Genomic DNA, 15,869 nt, shown 5'->3' with positions numbered 1-15,869 from the left:
ATTCAGGATAATGTAACGATTTATTCCGGTTCAACAATCCTTGGCGGAGAAACTGTTATAGGTGAAGAGTGTGTTATTGCCGGCGGCGCTTTTATTACAAGTTCGGTACCGCCGAGAACAAAAGTTACCGTAAAGAAACCGGAACTGAATTTTAAAGGCCCGTCTCAGGAAGACGTGTGGGAATAATCATTTTCGGAAAGGATAATTGAAAAATGAGAAGACAGAGATTTAGTGATGACAAGGTTCTGTTTTACAGAAATGTGTTTGCCCTTGTATTGCCGATGGCTCTGCAGAATCTCATTAATGTGGCAGTCACATCCGCGGATGTGATCATGCTTGGAAAAGTTGGAGAGATCGCCCTGTCAGCCGGATCACTGGCAGGGCAGATCTACTTCATTCTTTCTCTGATTTTATTTGGGTTGACTTCAGGAGCTGCGGTCATTACAGCCCAGTACTGGGGCAAAAAAGATATTGATACCATTGAGAAGGTTCTTGGGATATCCATGTGTATTGGCGTATTCATAGGAATTCTTTTTTTTGCCGCAGCCCAGTTGATGCCGGAGACATTAATGAAGATTTTTACATCAGAGCAGGCGATCATCGAAGAAGGTGTACGTTATCTGAAGATTGTATCCTGGTCTTATCCGATGGCCGCGGCCGCGGTCGTTTATCTGAATATTATGAGGAGTGTGGAACATGTCGTTATTTCAACAGTTGTGTATTCCGTATCACTTTTGATTAATATTATTTTTAATGCAGTTTTTATTTTCGGTCTTGCGGGTGCTCCGACTATGGGGGTGGCAGGTGCGGCCCTGGCTACATTGATTGCCCATGGGGCTGAAATTATTTTTGTTATTTTGTATGCAATTTTATCAAAGCCGATCGTCCATTTCCGGTGGAAATATGCATTTAGACATGAGAAGGCTTTGATTAAAGATTTTGGTATATATGCGCTGCCTGTGCTTTTAAATGAGTTGGCATGGGGAACGGGAATATCGGCGATCGCAGCAATTATCGGACATTTGGGGAGTGCGGCCGTTGCAGCCAATTCTATTACCCAGGTGACACGTCAGCTGGCGATGGTCGTTACGCTCGGAGTGGCAAATGCGGCGGCTATTATTCTCGGGCGTACGATCGGAGAGAAAAAAGAGGAACTGGCCCTCATCTATGCAGATCGTCTTGTGCGGCTCAGTGCACTTCTCGGCGTGATCGGAAGCGGTGTTGTGCTGTGCGTCAGTCCGCTTGTGCGGCAATTTATGTCACTGACACCGGAGGCAAGTGGGTATGTGCGTCAAATGATGATGATCATGGCAGCATATGTTTTGTGTCAGGCAGTTGATGTGGTTTATATTGTCGGAGCCTTCCGGGCCGGCGGTGACACCCGGATCGGGCTGCTTCTGGATGGTATATCCCTGTGGTGTGTATGCATTCCGCTTGGGTTTATAACGGCTTTTATATTTAAATGGCCGGTGTGGGCTGTTTATTTGTGTCTGACCTGTGATGAAATGCTGAAATTGCCCTTTTCACATGCCAGATATCGTTCGCAAAAGTGGTTGAAGAATATAACAAGGTGATACCGGAGAAATATTTCGAAATAATTAAGGGGAGCCCGTGACTCATATGCGTCATGGACTCCCCCAATTTGTTTTAAATAATCAGGTCATTTGCACTCTTGACATATACGACCAGAATCAGAACACCGATAATGCTGCTGATGATCTGTGCTGCTGACAGATTTGAAAAGATAAAGTTTGATACAATGCTTATAATCTGCAGGACAAGGAGGATGAGGCCGTAAGTCTTACAGCTGTCAGGAAAATCTTTTCCGGATGCAGCTTTCCAGCCTTTGACGGCAGCCATAAACTGCAGTACAAGCGTGATAAGCCCGACCAGACCTAAAATTAAAATATACAGGGTAAACTGCATGGTTTCTTTAGATGCGGTCAGCTGTTCTAAAATATAAAATGAAGTCGCAAAACTTGCAAAAAGAGAAAGTGCGGATAGTATTCCGAGAATAAATAAGAGCGCACTTGTAATTTTTAACAGCAGACGACTGTTCATGTAAAATCAACCTCCTAAAGCTGACGGAAGGTATCCGGGCGGAAGGAACGGCTGGATACGGCACGTTCGATCTGGGCTAAAAGAGCCGGAATATCTTTATTAAATGTTCCTCCGAGAGGAATGTAGTTTGATGCATGGTTTGCACGGAATACAGTGCCCTCACTGTCAATATTCTGAAGGAAAAGCGTCATTTCTTTAAAGATGGCATCCGGTCCTTCAAGTGGATGGAACTTACCGGATTTCCATTCATGGTGGAGCGGTGTTCCCGGTTCAATAAGTAATGTCAGAAGACTGGCATATTCCGGTTTGATAGCGGAAATAACTTTGGCCGATTCGATGGCATGTTCTTCAAGGTTTTCAATACCGCCAAGTCCGGAAATAAGTGTAATGGAAGACTTGATCCCGGCAGCTTTTAATTTGAGACCGGCTTCGATGATCTCTGCCTGAGTTGCGTTCTTTTTCACAGCTTTTAAGACTTTGTCAGAACCGGATTCTGCACCCATATAGACCATATCGAGACCGGCATCGTGAAGCTGCTTTAATTCTTCCGGTGTTTTTAAAAGAATATCTTTTGGAGCACCGTAGGCGGTGATTCGGGTGACGGTAGGAAGAATTTCATGGATCTTGTCGATAATGTAAAGCAGATCGCGTGTCTTAACGATCAGTGCATCACCGTCAGCGAGAAATACACGTTCGATATCGAACATGTAGTATTTTTTCGCCATGATCATATCCTCAACAACTTCATCAAGGTCACGGATGCGGAATTTTTTATCTTTATACATATTACAGAAAGTACATTCATTGCGTGCGCATCCGATTGTCAGCTGGAGAATCAGGCTGCGGGCTTCACTTGGGGGACGGTAGACAATTCCCTCGTATCTCATAATATAAACTCCTTTCGGAACTATCCGAAGGGATAGTTCGTATACTAAATTTTTTGCGTTAGTAAGTAGTATAGCATACTTTATTTCATTTGACTATTGACTAATTAAAAGAATATAGTAAGGTAAATAATAAAGGAATTTTAGGTGAGAAGATGAAAATACTTTTAACAGCGATAAATGCAAAATATATTCACTCTAATCTGGCCGTTTATAGTCTTAAAGCCAATTGCGGTATTTACGGGAATCAGGTAAAGCTGATGGAATACTCTATTAATCAGTATCCGGAGGAGATTTTCAGGAGTTTGTATCGTGAACATGCAGACATTCTTTGTTTTTCGTGTTATATATGGAATATTGAAATCGTCCGTCAGGTGGCGGGATGGATCCGCCAGGTATCACCTGAGACGGTTATCTGGCTTGGAGGACCGGAGGTTTCTTTTGATGTGGAAGAAAGACTTTCCTCATGGAAGTTTATTGACGGCATCATGTATGGCGAAGGGGAAGCTACGTTCCGGGAGATGATGTCTGTATGGAACGGTGATATATCTGTTGAAGATGTACGGGGGATCGGTCATCGTCAGGAAGACGGAACCGTTCATATGCATGAGGCCAGACCTTTTGTGGATATGAGCAGTCTGGAATTTGTCTATAAACGTCCGGAAGATTTTAAAAATAAGATCATTTACTATGAGACAAGCCGGGGATGTCCGTTTCAGTGCAGTTATTGCCTTTCATCTGTGGAAAAGCAGGTGCGTTTCAGAAACATTGATCTTGTAAAGAAAGAACTGCAGCAGTTTATTGACTGGGAGGTTCCTCAGGTCAAGTTTGTGGACCGGACATTTAACTGCAGGCGAGACCATTCGATGGACATTTTAAAATTTATAAAAAAACAGGACAGGGGAAAGACAAACTTTCATTTTGAGGTAACGGCGGATCTTCTGACAGAAGAAGAAATTGAATTTATGGCAGGACTGAGGCCGGGACTTATTCAGCTGGAGATCGGTGTTCAGTCGACGAATCCGGAGACATTGAAGGAGATACGCAGATATGTATCCTTTGACAAATTATCCGGGATAGTGAAGAAAATCCATGAGGGACATAATATCCACCAGCATTTAGATCTCATTGCAGGACTTCCTTTTGAGAATCTGGAAAGATTTATTCAATCTTTTAATGATGTGTACGGATTAAAACCGGAGCAGCTCCAGCTTGGATTTTTAAAAGTTCTCAAAGGTTCTTATATGCGGGAAAAAGCGGAAGATTACGGCCTTATTTATCAGCCGGAACCGCCTTATGAAGTCATGGCCACAAAATGGCTGTCCTATGAGGAGATTCTTGTCCTTAAATCGGTGGAAGAGATGGTAGAGGTTTATTATAACAGTCGTCAGTTTGAAAACAGTCTGGACTGGCTTGAAAAAAATTTTAACTCGCCCTTTGAGATGTATCGCAGTCTGGCAGACTATTATGAGACGAGAGGGCTTAATGGGGTGAGTCATTCCAGAATGTCCCGATATGAGATTTTACTTGATTTTGTAACCAGCTGTTTGGAAAATAACGAAGAGGCGGACACATTTAAACAGATACTGACCTATGATCTTTATTTGAGGGAAAATGTGAAGAATCGTCCGGCCTGGGCATCGGATCAGGATCCGTATAAGCATTTGTATGTGGAATTTTTTAAAAACGAGGAAAATCGCCGAAAGTATTTTGACGGATATGAAGGCTATACGACAAAGCAGATTCAGCGAATGACACATATAGAACATTTTGGAAAAAGCGAGGATGATACGGATATATTTATATGGTTTGATTATTTAAATCGGGATCCGCTTACCTATAAAAGCCGTACAGAAGAGGTGGAATTATGGTAACGTCATATGTATGTTTTGATTTAGAGACAACAGGCCTTTCGCCGGATAGGGATGAAATAATAGAAATTGGTGCAGTCAAGGTTGTCGAAGGAAAAGTGACGGACCGTTTTATGCATTTTGTAAAGCCGGATATGCCGATTTCAGCAGAGGTCAGTTCACTCACGGGAATAAGCAATGAGATGGTGGCCGATGCGGGTCCTACAGACCGTATTATTTATGATTTTTTACAGTTTTGTGAATCTTATCCGGTAATCGGACATAATCTTATGTTTGATTATCGTTTTACCTGCCGATATGCCAAAAAATATTACATGGATTTTCAAAAAGAAGGCATTGATACGCTGAAGATTGCTAGAAAAGTGCTTCCGGATCTTCCGTCAAAGAGTCTGGAAAGTCTGTGTACATATTATAATATTGTCAATGCGTCGGCGCATCGGGCTTATCATGACGCACTGGCTACAGCGAAACTTTATCAGACATTAAAACATTATTTTGGCGCCGAGTCAGAGGAGCTGTTTTGTGCAACACCTTTAGCATGGAAACAGAAAAAGGTCCAGGCTGCGACAAATCGGCAAAAGGAATACTTGAAGGAATTAGCAAAATATCATAAAATAGACATTAATGGTGACCTGGAGAGCCTGACCAGGAGCGAAGCTTCACGGATGATCGACCGCATTATTCTTAAGAACGGTCAGATGCCGCGTTCGGCAGGCAGACGGGGATTATATAATAAGTAAGGAGAAGATGATAAATGAATCGAAAAACGAGGACATTGATTTCCAGAGTGATTGTTATTCTATTAATTATTTCAATGTTGGCAGGCATTGTGGTTTCATTCATCTAGATCCGGGGTATTTGAATATGAAGATTGGAAAAGTACCGGAGAATGTTTTGAAACGATCCGTATTTAAACAGATAAAATTTAAAAGAGAAGAAGTTTTGATCCATCCGGGTGTGGGGGAGGACTGTGCTGTTCTTGAACTTGCGCCGGATGAGGTATTTGTGCTTTCAACAGATCCGATTACAGGTGCAGTTTCCGATATCGGAACACTGGCCGTACATGTGACGGCCAATGATCTGGCCAGCGCGGGGGCAGAACCGGTAGGCCTCTTATTGACGATTTTGCTGCCGCCGGATGCCGAGGAGGCTGATTTGAAATCTCTTATGAGAGAGTTGGAATCGGCCTGTGCATCATTGAATATAGAAATTATGGGCGGTCATACGGAGGTTACTCCGGTTGTCAATCAGCCGGTAGTCACAGTTACAGGTGTGGGCAAGGTAAAAAAAGATCAGGTTATCTTTACGAAAGGTGCCCTTCCGGGTCAGGATATTGTAGTGACAAAATGGGTAGGCCTTGAAGGCACAGCCATTATTGCTGCAGGCAAAGAGAAACTATTGAAAGAACACTACAGTCAGGATTTTGTAGATCGTGCAAAAGGATTTCTGGAGCATATATCCGTTGTAAAAGAAGCGATGGCTGCCAGAGATTTTGGCGTATCGTCTATGCACGATATCACGGAAGGCGGTATATTCGGTGCCCTTTGGGAAGTGGCAGCAGCCGGAGGCGTCGGACTGACGGTGGATTTAAAAAAGATTCCGCTGCGGCAGGAGACAGTGGAGATCTGTGAATATTTTGATCTCAATCCTTATCAGCTTATTTCCAGCGGTTCCATGCTTATTGCATGTGACAGAGGACACGATTTGGTGGAATATCTGGCCAAACGCCATATTCACAGTGCTGTTGTCGGTAAATTTACAGATAATAATGATAAGATCATTATTTATGATGAAGGGGAGACACGTTATCTCGAACCGCCGAAGACGGATGAGTTATACAAGGTGAATTTTTTGGAGGATGAATAAAATGAATGATTTAAAACAGAAAATTCTGACGATCATGGAGAAGAACAGTAAGGTCAGTGTGGCTGATCTGGCAATTCTCCTTGGAGATACAGAAGAAAATGTGGCAAGAGCTATTTATGAGATGGAGCAGGATAAAATTATATGTGGTTACCACACACTGATTAACTGGAATAAGGTGAATAATGAAAAAGTTATTGCTATGATCGAGGTTCGCGTGACACCTCAGAGAGGTCAGGGATTTGATAAGATTGCGGAACGTATCTATAATTTCAGCGAAGTGAATGCGGTATATCTGATTTCCGGAGGATTTGACCTGATGGTTATGCTGGAAGGAAAGACATTGCAGGAAGTTGCTATGTTCGTTTCGGATAAATTATCGCCTTTGGATTCTGTACTCAGCACAGCAACCCATTTTGTACTGAAAAAATATAAAGAGCACGGAACAATCCTTGTTTCTCAGAGCCCGCGTGAAAGGATGTTGATTACACCGTGAGAAATCCTTTAGCAGAACGTACTGTAGGTATTAAACCTTCAGGAATCAGAAAATTTTTTGATTTAGTGACAGAGATGAATGATCCGGAAGTGATCTCTCTTGGTGTGGGTGAACCGGATTTTGATACACCATGGCATATTCGTGAGGAGGGTATCTATTCTTTAGAACGGGGACGTACTTTTTATACATCGAATTCAGGACTCAAAGATCTTAGAAATGAGATCAGTGCTTATTTAAAACGCAGATGTCAGGTAGAATATGATCCGGAAAAGGAGATCATGGTGACCGTCGGTGGCTCAGAGGCTATCGATATCGGACTTCGTGCGGTACTTAACCCTGGTGAAGAGGTTATTATTCCTCAGCCGAGTTATGTATCTTATGAGCCATGTACGATTCTTGCCGGGGGAACACCGGTCATCATTAATCTTCAGGAGAAAAATGAATTCCGTTTGACAAAGGAAGAGCTTCTGGAAGCGATTACTCCAAAGACAAAAGTGTTGATCCTTCCTTTCCCAAACAATCCGACAGGTTCGGTCATGCGTCGGGAGGATCTGGAAGCCATCGCAGAAGTTTGTATTGAAAAGGATATTCTTGTGATGTCCGATGAAATTTACAGTGAACTCACTTACGGTGCGGAACATGTGACCATTGCCTCTTTGCCGGGAATGCGGGAACGAACGATTTTGATCAATGGTTTCTCAAAGGCTTATGCCATGACCGGATGGAGATTGGGATATGCATGTGCACCAAAAATTATTTTGGAGCAGATGCTTAAAATCCATCAGTTTGCAATTATGTGTGCACCGACTACAAGTCAGTATGCGGCAGTCGAGGCATTGAAAAACGGAGATAAAGATGTGAAGCAGATGAAGGAGTCCTACAACCAGCGCAGACGGTTTCTTGTCCATACATTCAGAAAGATGGGACTCAAATGTTTTGAGCCTTTTGGAGCCTTTTATGTATTTCCAAGTATAAAAGAGCTTGGAATGACTTCTGATGAATTTGCTATGGAGCTGCTTAAACGTGAAAAAGTGGCCGTGGTTCCCGGAACAGCTTTTGGAAGCTGCGGTGAAGGATTCCTTCGTATATCCTATGCCTACTCACTGGAAGAATTAAAACATGCAACAGACCGGCTTGCACGGTTTGTGGAAGAAATTCGTAAAGAAAAAGGATTGATTTAAGTGTTAAATATTGTGCTTTTAGAGCCTGAGATTCCTGCAAATACGGGTAATATCGGGAGGACCTGCGTGGCTTCCGGTTCCAGACTTCATCTGATTAAACCGCTCGGTTTTGATATTAATGAAAAACAGCTAAAAAGAGCCGGGCTGGATTACTGGAAGGATCTTGATGTCACAGTGTATGATAATTTTGCGGATTTTCTGGAAAAGAATCCGGATAGTCAGGGAAAATTGTACATGGCAACGACAAAGGCAAAACATGTATATACAGATGTGGATTTTCAAGAAGATGCCTATATTATGTTTGGCAAAGAGAGCGCCGGGATTCCTGAGGAAATTTTAGTAGAATATGAACAAACATGCATTCGAATTCCGATGCTGGAGAATATTCGTTCATTAAATCTTTCAAATTCCGTTGCAATTGTACTTTATGAGGCACTGCGTCAGCAGAATTTTAAACAGATGCAGCTGTTTGGAGAATTACATCGCCTGCATTGGTGATATATACACAGGGACAGGTTCCATGGCTCATGAAATAATGAGCCATGGAACCTGTCCCTGTGCATTAAAAGACAATTTGGTAATCGGATGTTGTTTCGAGAAAACCGGGATAACGGATGAAAAGTCGAAATTTGGCAGTAACCAGATCTGAATCAGAAGTATCAATTTCGCTGTTTAAAAATGTCAGGTCGGCTGCTGTTTTTTTGTATGGCGGCAGAGTAATGTTTATAGCGGCATCGCTGTTTTTCTCGTTGATGACGACATCTTTGGTCTGAATCGTTATCGTCTTGTCGGTTCTGTTTTCGATATACATAAGAAGTCCCCAGCCGGCAGGCGTTTCTTTGTAGATACCTGTGTTGGCTATGAGAAGTTCCTCTGTGTCGTACAGAACGTTACCTGAGGTTCTGAGATTCTCATCCGGTGCTTCCGGAAGATTTGTTTTCAGAGAAGCCGGATAAGAGCAGGAGAAAGAAGAATCCGGACTGCTTTGGGTCAGACGGATTGAAAAGTCCATACGATAGATGTTTGTGATGCTGCATTGCTTAAATGTATTGGATGAGATCAGAATCTTTGTGTTAGTCGTTCCTGGCATAATCAGAGGAGCGTCACAGTACATGTCGACCATGTAATCATTGATTGAACCGGAATCGATGTCAAATGAAAAAGGTTCTGAAGTTTTATTTTCAATCCTTATATTCAGCTCAGGACCGAAAGAACCGTCCGTGTTGAGGTCGATAGCCGTGATTTTTACCAAGTCTGTGTCTGCGAGAGTTTCTTCCTGAATTGTGGCTTTTTCTAAAATATATTCGGAACTGTCATCTGTTTCGGGAATAAGATTCAGGAATAAGCTGATCGGGCATGAATCGAACACTATTTCATTCGTCCCGGAATCTGTAATGTTCAGAATGGACTGGAAATGAATATTGCCGAGTATATCCAGATAATCAAGCTGAGACCGGTCTAAGGTTATTTTCCCGGTTGTTTTTTCTTTAGGGAGAAGGGTAACAGGATGAAAACTGTCTGGGGCAGAATAACCGTTGATTCTGTCATAAGAACCGGAAATTAAAATGGAAGAATCGGTATAGTTTTCAATGAGAAGATCAATCTCAGGCCCCTTCTCTCCTGACGCGTCAAAGCCGTTGGCTGTGATGCGAAATTCATCTTTATCTAATAAAATAATCTCTTCTGAAAGAATATTATCCAAATAGCTTTCCCGATCTGTCACTGAGACTTCCGTAGTGGAAACATTGTTTGTCTGAATTGAAGCAATTCTTTTAGAGCAGCCGACAAAAAAAAGGCATGTTGTGACAGATAAGAACAGAGTAATCATTCTTTTTTTGATAGAATCATCTCCTAGTTTTTTTTTGCATCTTCGGATTATTATATCATATTTTGTATATGTTTTTTATGAAATCTTTATTAAATAAAAGGGGAAAAGGTGATATTTTTCTGACATTATTGTAAGAAAAAAGTTAATATACAGAAGAAGGAGCGGTACAATGACCGCCCCAGAGACAAGGGAAAGAATACATTAGCTGTTGCTGACGGTTTTTTCGCGTATATTCAATACCTTATTGAAACGAAGTTTAAATAGAATGAATGTTGTGGATGCAGCAATAAAATCCGAGATCGGTTCTGCAAGGAAAACAGCAAAAACTTTATCTGCGAAGAAATTAGGAAGAATATAAATAAGCGGTATGAGCAGAAAAATCTTACGGAGCAGAGCAAGAAAAAGCGAAATTTTTGCCTGACCGATGGCGACAAAGGTCTGCTGGCAAGACATCTGAATACCCATCATAAAGCCGGTGGCCAAATAGATACGAAGTGCCCAGGAAGCCATTTGTTTTAAGTCCTCTTCACCGGCAAAGATACCGACAATAAGGCCGGGTGCAATCATATTCAAAAGCCAGTATAAAACAGAAAAAGTGAGGGAGGCGGTCAGAAGCAGGCGAAATGTGCGGCGAACGCGTTCCGTATTTCCCGCACCGTAATTATAGCTGATAATCGGCTGAGCTCCCTGTGTAAGGCCTGACAAAGGCAAAGACAGAATCTGCATACAGCTTGCCAGGATAGTCATTGATCCGACGGCCAGATCACCGCCATATTTTTGCAGAGAAGTATTAAAGCAAATGCTTAAGAGACTTTCTGTACTCTGCATGATGAAGGGCGACATACCAAGGGCAAAAACAGGAAGAAGAATTCTCTTTGACAGCTTCATATTTTTAAAACGGATCTTTAATAAGGTTTTGGATCCGGTTAGAAATTTAAGTACCCACAGGGCGGATATACCCTGAGAGATAATGGTTGCCAGAGCAGCTCCCTGAACACCCATATGAAACAGGAAAATAAAAACAGGATCCAGAATAATATTGATAACAGCACCGATAATAACGGTTGACATGCTGATCTTTGCAAATCCCTGAGCGGAAATAAAAGAATTCAGACCCAGAGAAATCATGACAAAGAGCGTTCCTATAACATAGATGTTTAAATAACTCATGGCATAAGGCAGTGTATCGCTGCTGGCGCCGAATAGCTGAAGCAGTGTCTGGCCGAAAGTAAGAAAGAATCCGGTCAGTATGGTGGCCATGATGATTAAAATAGAAAAACAGTTGCCGAGAATATGTTCGGCTTCTTTTATGTTCTTTTCACCCATGCGAATGGAGGCCTGCGGTGCTCCACCCATCCCGATCAGGCATGAAAAGGCAGATATTAAGATAATGACAGGAAAGCAAAGTCCCACACCTGTCAGAGCCAGACTTCCAATACCGGAAATATGCCCGATATAAATGCGGTCCACAATATTGTAGAGCATATTGATTACCTGGGCAGTGATCGCGGGCAGTGCCAGCTCAAACAGAAGTCGTCCGACACTTTCTGTACCAAGTTTGTTCGATTCATTCGAATTCATTTTTTAAGACCCCTTTGTGTTGAAATAATGACATTCAGACTATAATATCATAGTTGGTTGTTAAAAACAAGGATGGGTCAGAGACTTCGTTGCAAAAGAAAAACATCTATGATATGATGGTTCTGTTTGAGGAGAATGAGCGGCAGATATGAATGACAGAGAAAATCTTTATACCAGATTAATTGAATATAGTAAAAGCATGGCTTATCCGTTTCATATGCCGGGGCATAAACGGCATAAGCTGTCAATGATGGATCCCTATCGATTTGATTTGACAGAGATTGATGGTTTTGATAACCTTCATGATGCGGAAGGCATATTAAAACAAGAAGAAGAACGGGCAGCTGATCTTTATGGTTCGAGTGAGACGCATATGATGATCAACGGGAGTACCGGCGGCATACTTGCGGCAATTGCAGGTGTGACAAAAAGAGGCAGTCGTGTGCTGGTTGCACGAAACTGTCATACGAGCGTTTATCATGGTATCGAACTTAACGGTCTGAGACCGGTTTATATCTGGCCGGAGATGGACCCTTCTCTTGGTATTTACCGGGGCTTAAGCCGAAGGGAAGTGGAGGAGAAACTGGATCAGTATCCGGATATTTGTGCGGTCTTTCTGACATCTCCTACATATGAAGGTGTTTTGTCAGATGTTCGGGGCATTTGTGAGGCGGTTCATGCGAGAGGCATACCGTGTGTGATCGATGAGGCGCATGGGGCGCATCTGAGGTGGATTGGCTTTGACGATGCGGTGTCCTGTGGGGCAGATGTGGTCATTCAGAGTCTTCATAAAACGATGCCGGCCCTCACCCAGACGGCTTTGATGCATGTGAACGGTTCTCTGGTGGACAGGGAGAAAATTCGGAGAATGCTGTCGATTTATCAGACATCGAGCCCTTCGTATGTACTTATGGCTTCTGTTAGTTTGTGTCTGACCTGGTTAGAGGAGTGGGGCAGAGAAGAATTTGACTTATATTCGAAGAGAATACAGAGTTTAAGACAAAGACTGACACACATGAAACACTTGTATCTATATAAACCGCAAGACGCATTTGATTGGGGAAAGTTTGTGATCGGGACAGTGGGATCGTCTATGAGTGGACGCGAATTGTATGATCGGCTTCGGGATGTGTATGGTCTGCAGATGGAGATGGTATCATCGGAATATGTTCTGGCCATGACGACGGTAGGAGATACGGAGGAAGGATTCGAGCGCCTGGCACAGGCACTGGAAGCAATTGACGCTGAGATTTGTGAGAAGAAAAAATGTCTCATTACCGAGAATATCTGTATTCCGGAACGTCAGATGGAGATTGATGAGGCAGTTAATATGCCTGCGGATATGATTCCTCTAAGTCAGGCAGAAGGAAGAATTCTCGGAGACTATCTTTATTTGTATCCGCCCGGAATACCGCTTCTTGTTCCGGGAGAAGTGTTACAAGTGAATCAGATTAAACAAATACAGTACTTTGTCAATTGCGGACTTGACGTCCATGGCGGATATGTGAAGGAGAATGGGAATGTCAAAGTTATTTTGCATCATGGGTAAGAGTGCATCCGGAAAAGATACGATTTTTAAAAAACTGACACAGGATGAGAATCTTGACCTTAAAAGGGTTGTGTCTTACACGACACGGCCGATGCGTGAAGGCGAGCAGGAAGGTGTGGAATATCATTTTGTGACCGCACAGAGACTGGAAGAACTTCAAAAGGAAGGTAAAGTTATCGAGCGCAGAGATTATTCCACAGTACATGGCATATGGAGCTATTTTACAGTGGATGATGGACAGGTCAACTTTTCTTTGAATCAGGACAGTATTATTATCGGTACGCTTGAATCTTATCAAAAGATCCGCACCTATTTTGGAAAGGCGAATGTTATTCCACTTTATATCCATGTGGAAGACGGACTTCGTCTTGAAAGAGCTCTCGAGAGAGAAAGGCAGCAGGAAGAGCCGGGATATGCCGAGATGTGCCGTCGTTTTCTGGCAGATGCCCAGGATTTTTCAGAAGAGAAGATGGCTGCATGTGAAATAGATAGGATCTATGAAAATATTGATATTGAACAATGTCTGAATGACATACGAAAAGATATTTTAAAATTCCGAAATGTATAGGTATCGTAATTCAGTCAGAAATATGATATACTAAAAAAAGAAAATGGGGAGGTGGCACACTATGTCAAACTTTAAAAATATTATTGGTCATGAGCAGATTATTCAGCATATGTCTACAGCTCTAAAAAATAAAAAAATATCCCATGCCTATATTTTTGAAGGTCCGAACGGCAGCGGAAAGAATATGCTGGCAAAGGCCTTTGCGAAGGCACTGGAATGTGAGGCTGGGTATGGAGATTCCTGCAATATGTGTCGCTCCTGCCATCAGATGGATACAGGAAACCAGCCGGATGTGAAATGGGTGACTCATGAAAAGCCGGCAACGATCAGTGTGGATGATATCCGTACACAGGTTAACAGTGATATGGCGATTAAACCATATAGCAGTAAATATAAAATTTATATTGTAGATGAAGCTGAAAAGATGAATGAGCAGGCTCAGAATGCTTTGCTCAAAACGATTGAGGAACCGCCGTCATATGGGATTATCATGCTTTTGACGAACAATCTGGAGAGCATGCTTCCGACTATTCTTTCAAGATGTATTGTTTTTCATCTGAAACCGGTGGATAATTATAAAATCACAGATTTTCTTGTGGACACATACGGAGTGCCGGATTATAAGGCACGTATATGTGCGGCCTTTTCTCAGGGTGTCGTGGGAAAGGCAATCGACATGGCTTTGTCTGAGGATTTTAACGATCTTCAGTATTATGTATTTAATATAGTAAAGAATATTCATGAGATGGATATATATGAAGTGATTGAGGCGGTTAAACGGCTCAGTGCTTATAAAACAGATATTAATGATGTGATTGACATGATGATGGTATGGTATCGGGATGTACTGATTCTGAAAGTTACAAAGGATGCCAATGCGATCGTCTATAAAGATCAGTATCGTTTTCTTATGGAACAGGCAAATCGTTCGTCATATGAGGGACTGAATGAAATTATACAATCGCTGGAGCGGGCAAAGGCACGTCTGGCTGCGAATGTAAATTTCGATGTGACCATGGAGATGATGCTGCTTGCAATGAAGGAGAATTAGTAAAATGATAAAAGTAATTGGCGTTAGATTTCGTCAGGCAGGTAAGATTTATTATTTTGATCCGCTTGATTTTGATATCGAAGTCGGCCAGCATGTTATTGTGGAAACAGCCCGGGGCGTTGAGTATGGTCTTGTTTTGACAGGCCCAAGGGAAGTAGAAGAGGACAAGGTCGTTCAGCCTCTCAAGCAGGTCATTCGTGTGGCTACTCCTGAGGATGATGAGATTGAGATGAAGAATAAAGAAAAAGAAAAGGCAGCTTTTAAGATATGCCTTGAAAAGATTGCCAAACATAATCTTGAGATGAAACTCATTGATGCGGAGTATACCTTTGATAATAATAAAGTTCTTTTTTATTTTACAGCAGATGGGCGTATTGACTTCCGTGAGCTTGTAAAGGATCTGGCCTCTGTTTTTAAGACACGTATAGAATTGCGTCAGATCGGTGTGCGGGATGAGACAAAGATTCTTGGCGGAATCGGCATATGCGGTCGTACGTTGTGCTGCCATTCCCATCTTTCAGAGTTTGCACCGGTATCGATTAAGATGGCAAAGGAGCAGAATCTTTCGTTGAATCCGACGAAGATTTCCGGTGTATGCGGCCGTTTAATGTGTTGTCTGAAGAATGAGGAAGAAACTTACGAATATCTGAACAGCAAGCTCCCGGCAATCGGTGACAAAGTTACAACGGTGGATGGATTTCGGGGTGAAGTTTCCAGTGTCAGCGTGCTTCGTCAGTTAGTGAAGATTGTTGTGACTCTGGATAATGATGAGAAAGAAATCAAGGAGTATCCGGTTTCACAGTTGAAATTCCGTCCAAAACGCAAGAAAGAGCGCTTGAATATTAATGATGAGGAATTAAAACAGCTGGAGGCTATGGAGAGACGCGGCAGCGGCTCAGTGTTATAAAGGAATGAAAACAGCCGGGACATTCTATA

Annotated in this window: 15 protein-coding genes and 1 pseudogene; 12 read left to right on the top strand and 4 right to left on the bottom strand. The window is 42.4% G+C overall.

The annotated features are described in order from the left end of the window. Both QZZ35_RS05030 and QZZ35_RS05025 read left to right on the top strand, forming a co-directional pair. Nucleotides 1-186, top strand: a pseudogene (locus QZZ35_RS05030) (serine acetyltransferase); the annotation flags it as partial. A gap of 26 nt (nucleotides 187-212) precedes the next feature. Next, a complete protein-coding gene (locus QZZ35_RS05025; protein WP_291236412.1) occupies nucleotides 213-1,574 on the top strand; it encodes an MATE family efflux transporter in 1,362 nt (453 codons plus the stop codon). A gap of 73 nt (nucleotides 1,575-1,647) precedes the next feature. Here QZZ35_RS05025 and QZZ35_RS05020 read toward each other — a convergent pair whose 3' ends face one another. Then, a complete protein-coding gene (locus QZZ35_RS05020; protein ID WP_291236411.1) occupies nucleotides 1,648-2,061 on the bottom strand; it encodes a hypothetical protein in 414 nt (137 codons plus the stop codon). Nucleotides 2,062-2,075: 14 nt separating this feature from the next. Continuing rightward, on the bottom strand, nucleotides 2,076-2,948 hold the full coding sequence (locus QZZ35_RS05015; protein WP_291236410.1) for a radical SAM protein: 873 nt from the start codon (nucleotides 2,946-2,948) through the stop codon (nucleotides 2,076-2,078). Nucleotides 2,949-3,100: 152 nt separating this feature from the next. On the opposite strand from QZZ35_RS05015, the gene QZZ35_RS05010 reads away from it, so the two are divergent. The 6 genes from QZZ35_RS05010 to trmL all read left to right on the top strand — a co-directional run bounded on the left by QZZ35_RS05010 (nucleotide 3,101) and on the right by trmL (nucleotide 8,854). Beyond that, on the top strand, nucleotides 3,101-4,819 hold the full coding sequence (locus QZZ35_RS05010; protein ID WP_291236409.1) for a B12-binding domain-containing radical SAM protein: 1,719 nt from the start codon (nucleotides 3,101-3,103) through the stop codon (nucleotides 4,817-4,819). After that, nucleotides 4,813-5,556 carry a 3'-5' exonuclease gene (locus QZZ35_RS05005; RefSeq protein ID WP_291236408.1) on the top strand — a complete coding sequence of 248 codons (744 nt, stop codon included), beginning with the start codon at nucleotides 4,813-4,815 and terminating at the stop codon, nucleotides 5,554-5,556. The genes QZZ35_RS05010 and QZZ35_RS05005 overlap by 7 nt, the downstream gene beginning before the upstream one ends. Before the next feature lie 124 nt (nucleotides 5,557-5,680). Continuing rightward, the gene (locus QZZ35_RS05000; protein WP_291236407.1) at nucleotides 5,681-6,682 is read left to right on the top strand and encodes an AIR synthase family protein; all 1,002 of its coding nucleotides are present in this window, start codon (nucleotides 5,681-5,683) and stop codon (nucleotides 6,680-6,682) included. A 1-nt stretch (nucleotide 6,683) separates the two neighbouring features. After that, complete coding sequence (locus tag QZZ35_RS04995) at nucleotides 6,684-7,175, top strand: Lrp/AsnC family transcriptional regulator (RefSeq protein ID WP_291234417.1); 492 nt, start codon at nucleotides 6,684-6,686, stop codon at nucleotides 7,173-7,175. Next, nucleotides 7,172-8,356 (top strand): aminotransferase class I/II-fold pyridoxal phosphate-dependent enzyme, encoded by a 1,185-nt coding sequence (locus QZZ35_RS04990; RefSeq protein ID WP_291236406.1) that lies wholly within the window; start codon nucleotides 7,172-7,174, stop codon nucleotides 8,354-8,356. The genes QZZ35_RS04995 and QZZ35_RS04990 overlap by 4 nt, the downstream gene beginning before the upstream one ends. After that, a complete protein-coding gene (gene trmL, locus QZZ35_RS04985) occupies nucleotides 8,357-8,854 on the top strand; it encodes a tRNA (uridine(34)/cytosine(34)/5-carboxymethylaminomethyluridine(34)-2'-O)-methyltransferase TrmL (RefSeq protein WP_291236405.1) in 498 nt (165 codons plus the stop codon). A gap of 64 nt (nucleotides 8,855-8,918) precedes the next feature. Here trmL and QZZ35_RS04980 read toward each other — a convergent pair whose 3' ends face one another. Beyond that, nucleotides 8,919-10,079, bottom strand: coding sequence for a hypothetical protein (locus tag QZZ35_RS04980; protein ID WP_291236404.1), 1,161 nt, complete (start codon nucleotides 10,077-10,079; stop codon nucleotides 8,919-8,921). Between the two features lie 306 nt (nucleotides 10,080-10,385). Beyond that, the gene (locus QZZ35_RS04975; RefSeq protein ID WP_291236403.1) at nucleotides 10,386-11,765 is read right to left on the bottom strand and encodes an MATE family efflux transporter; all 1,380 of its coding nucleotides are present in this window, start codon (nucleotides 11,763-11,765) and stop codon (nucleotides 10,386-10,388) included. A 148-nt stretch (nucleotides 11,766-11,913) separates the two neighbouring features. On the opposite strand from QZZ35_RS04975, the gene QZZ35_RS04970 reads away from it, so the two are divergent. From QZZ35_RS04970 to QZZ35_RS04955, 4 genes are all read left to right on the top strand, one after another. Further along, the gene (locus tag QZZ35_RS04970; protein WP_291236402.1) at nucleotides 11,914-13,314 is read left to right on the top strand and encodes an aminotransferase class I/II-fold pyridoxal phosphate-dependent enzyme; all 1,401 of its coding nucleotides are present in this window, start codon (nucleotides 11,914-11,916) and stop codon (nucleotides 13,312-13,314) included. Further along, nucleotides 13,286-13,882 (top strand): guanylate kinase, encoded by a 597-nt coding sequence (locus QZZ35_RS04965; protein WP_291236401.1) that lies wholly within the window; start codon nucleotides 13,286-13,288, stop codon nucleotides 13,880-13,882. The genes QZZ35_RS04970 and QZZ35_RS04965 overlap by 29 nt, the downstream gene beginning before the upstream one ends. Nucleotides 13,883-13,943: 61 nt before the next feature. Next, nucleotides 13,944-14,933, top strand: a complete 990-nt coding sequence (gene holB / locus QZZ35_RS04960; RefSeq protein WP_291236400.1) for a DNA polymerase III subunit delta' — start codon at nucleotides 13,944-13,946, stop codon at nucleotides 14,931-14,933. A 4-nt stretch (nucleotides 14,934-14,937) separates the two neighbouring features. After that, nucleotides 14,938-15,840, top strand: coding sequence for a PSP1 domain-containing protein (locus QZZ35_RS04955; protein ID WP_291236399.1), 903 nt, complete (start codon nucleotides 14,938-14,940; stop codon nucleotides 15,838-15,840). Nucleotides 15,841-15,869 lie beyond the last annotated feature (29 nt).

The organism is Frisingicoccus sp. (genome assembly GCA_016298055.1).
Lineage (GTDB): Bacteria > Bacillota > Clostridia > Lachnospirales > Lachnospiraceae > Frisingicoccus.
This window is presented reverse-complemented; position numbering and strand designations above follow the sequence as displayed.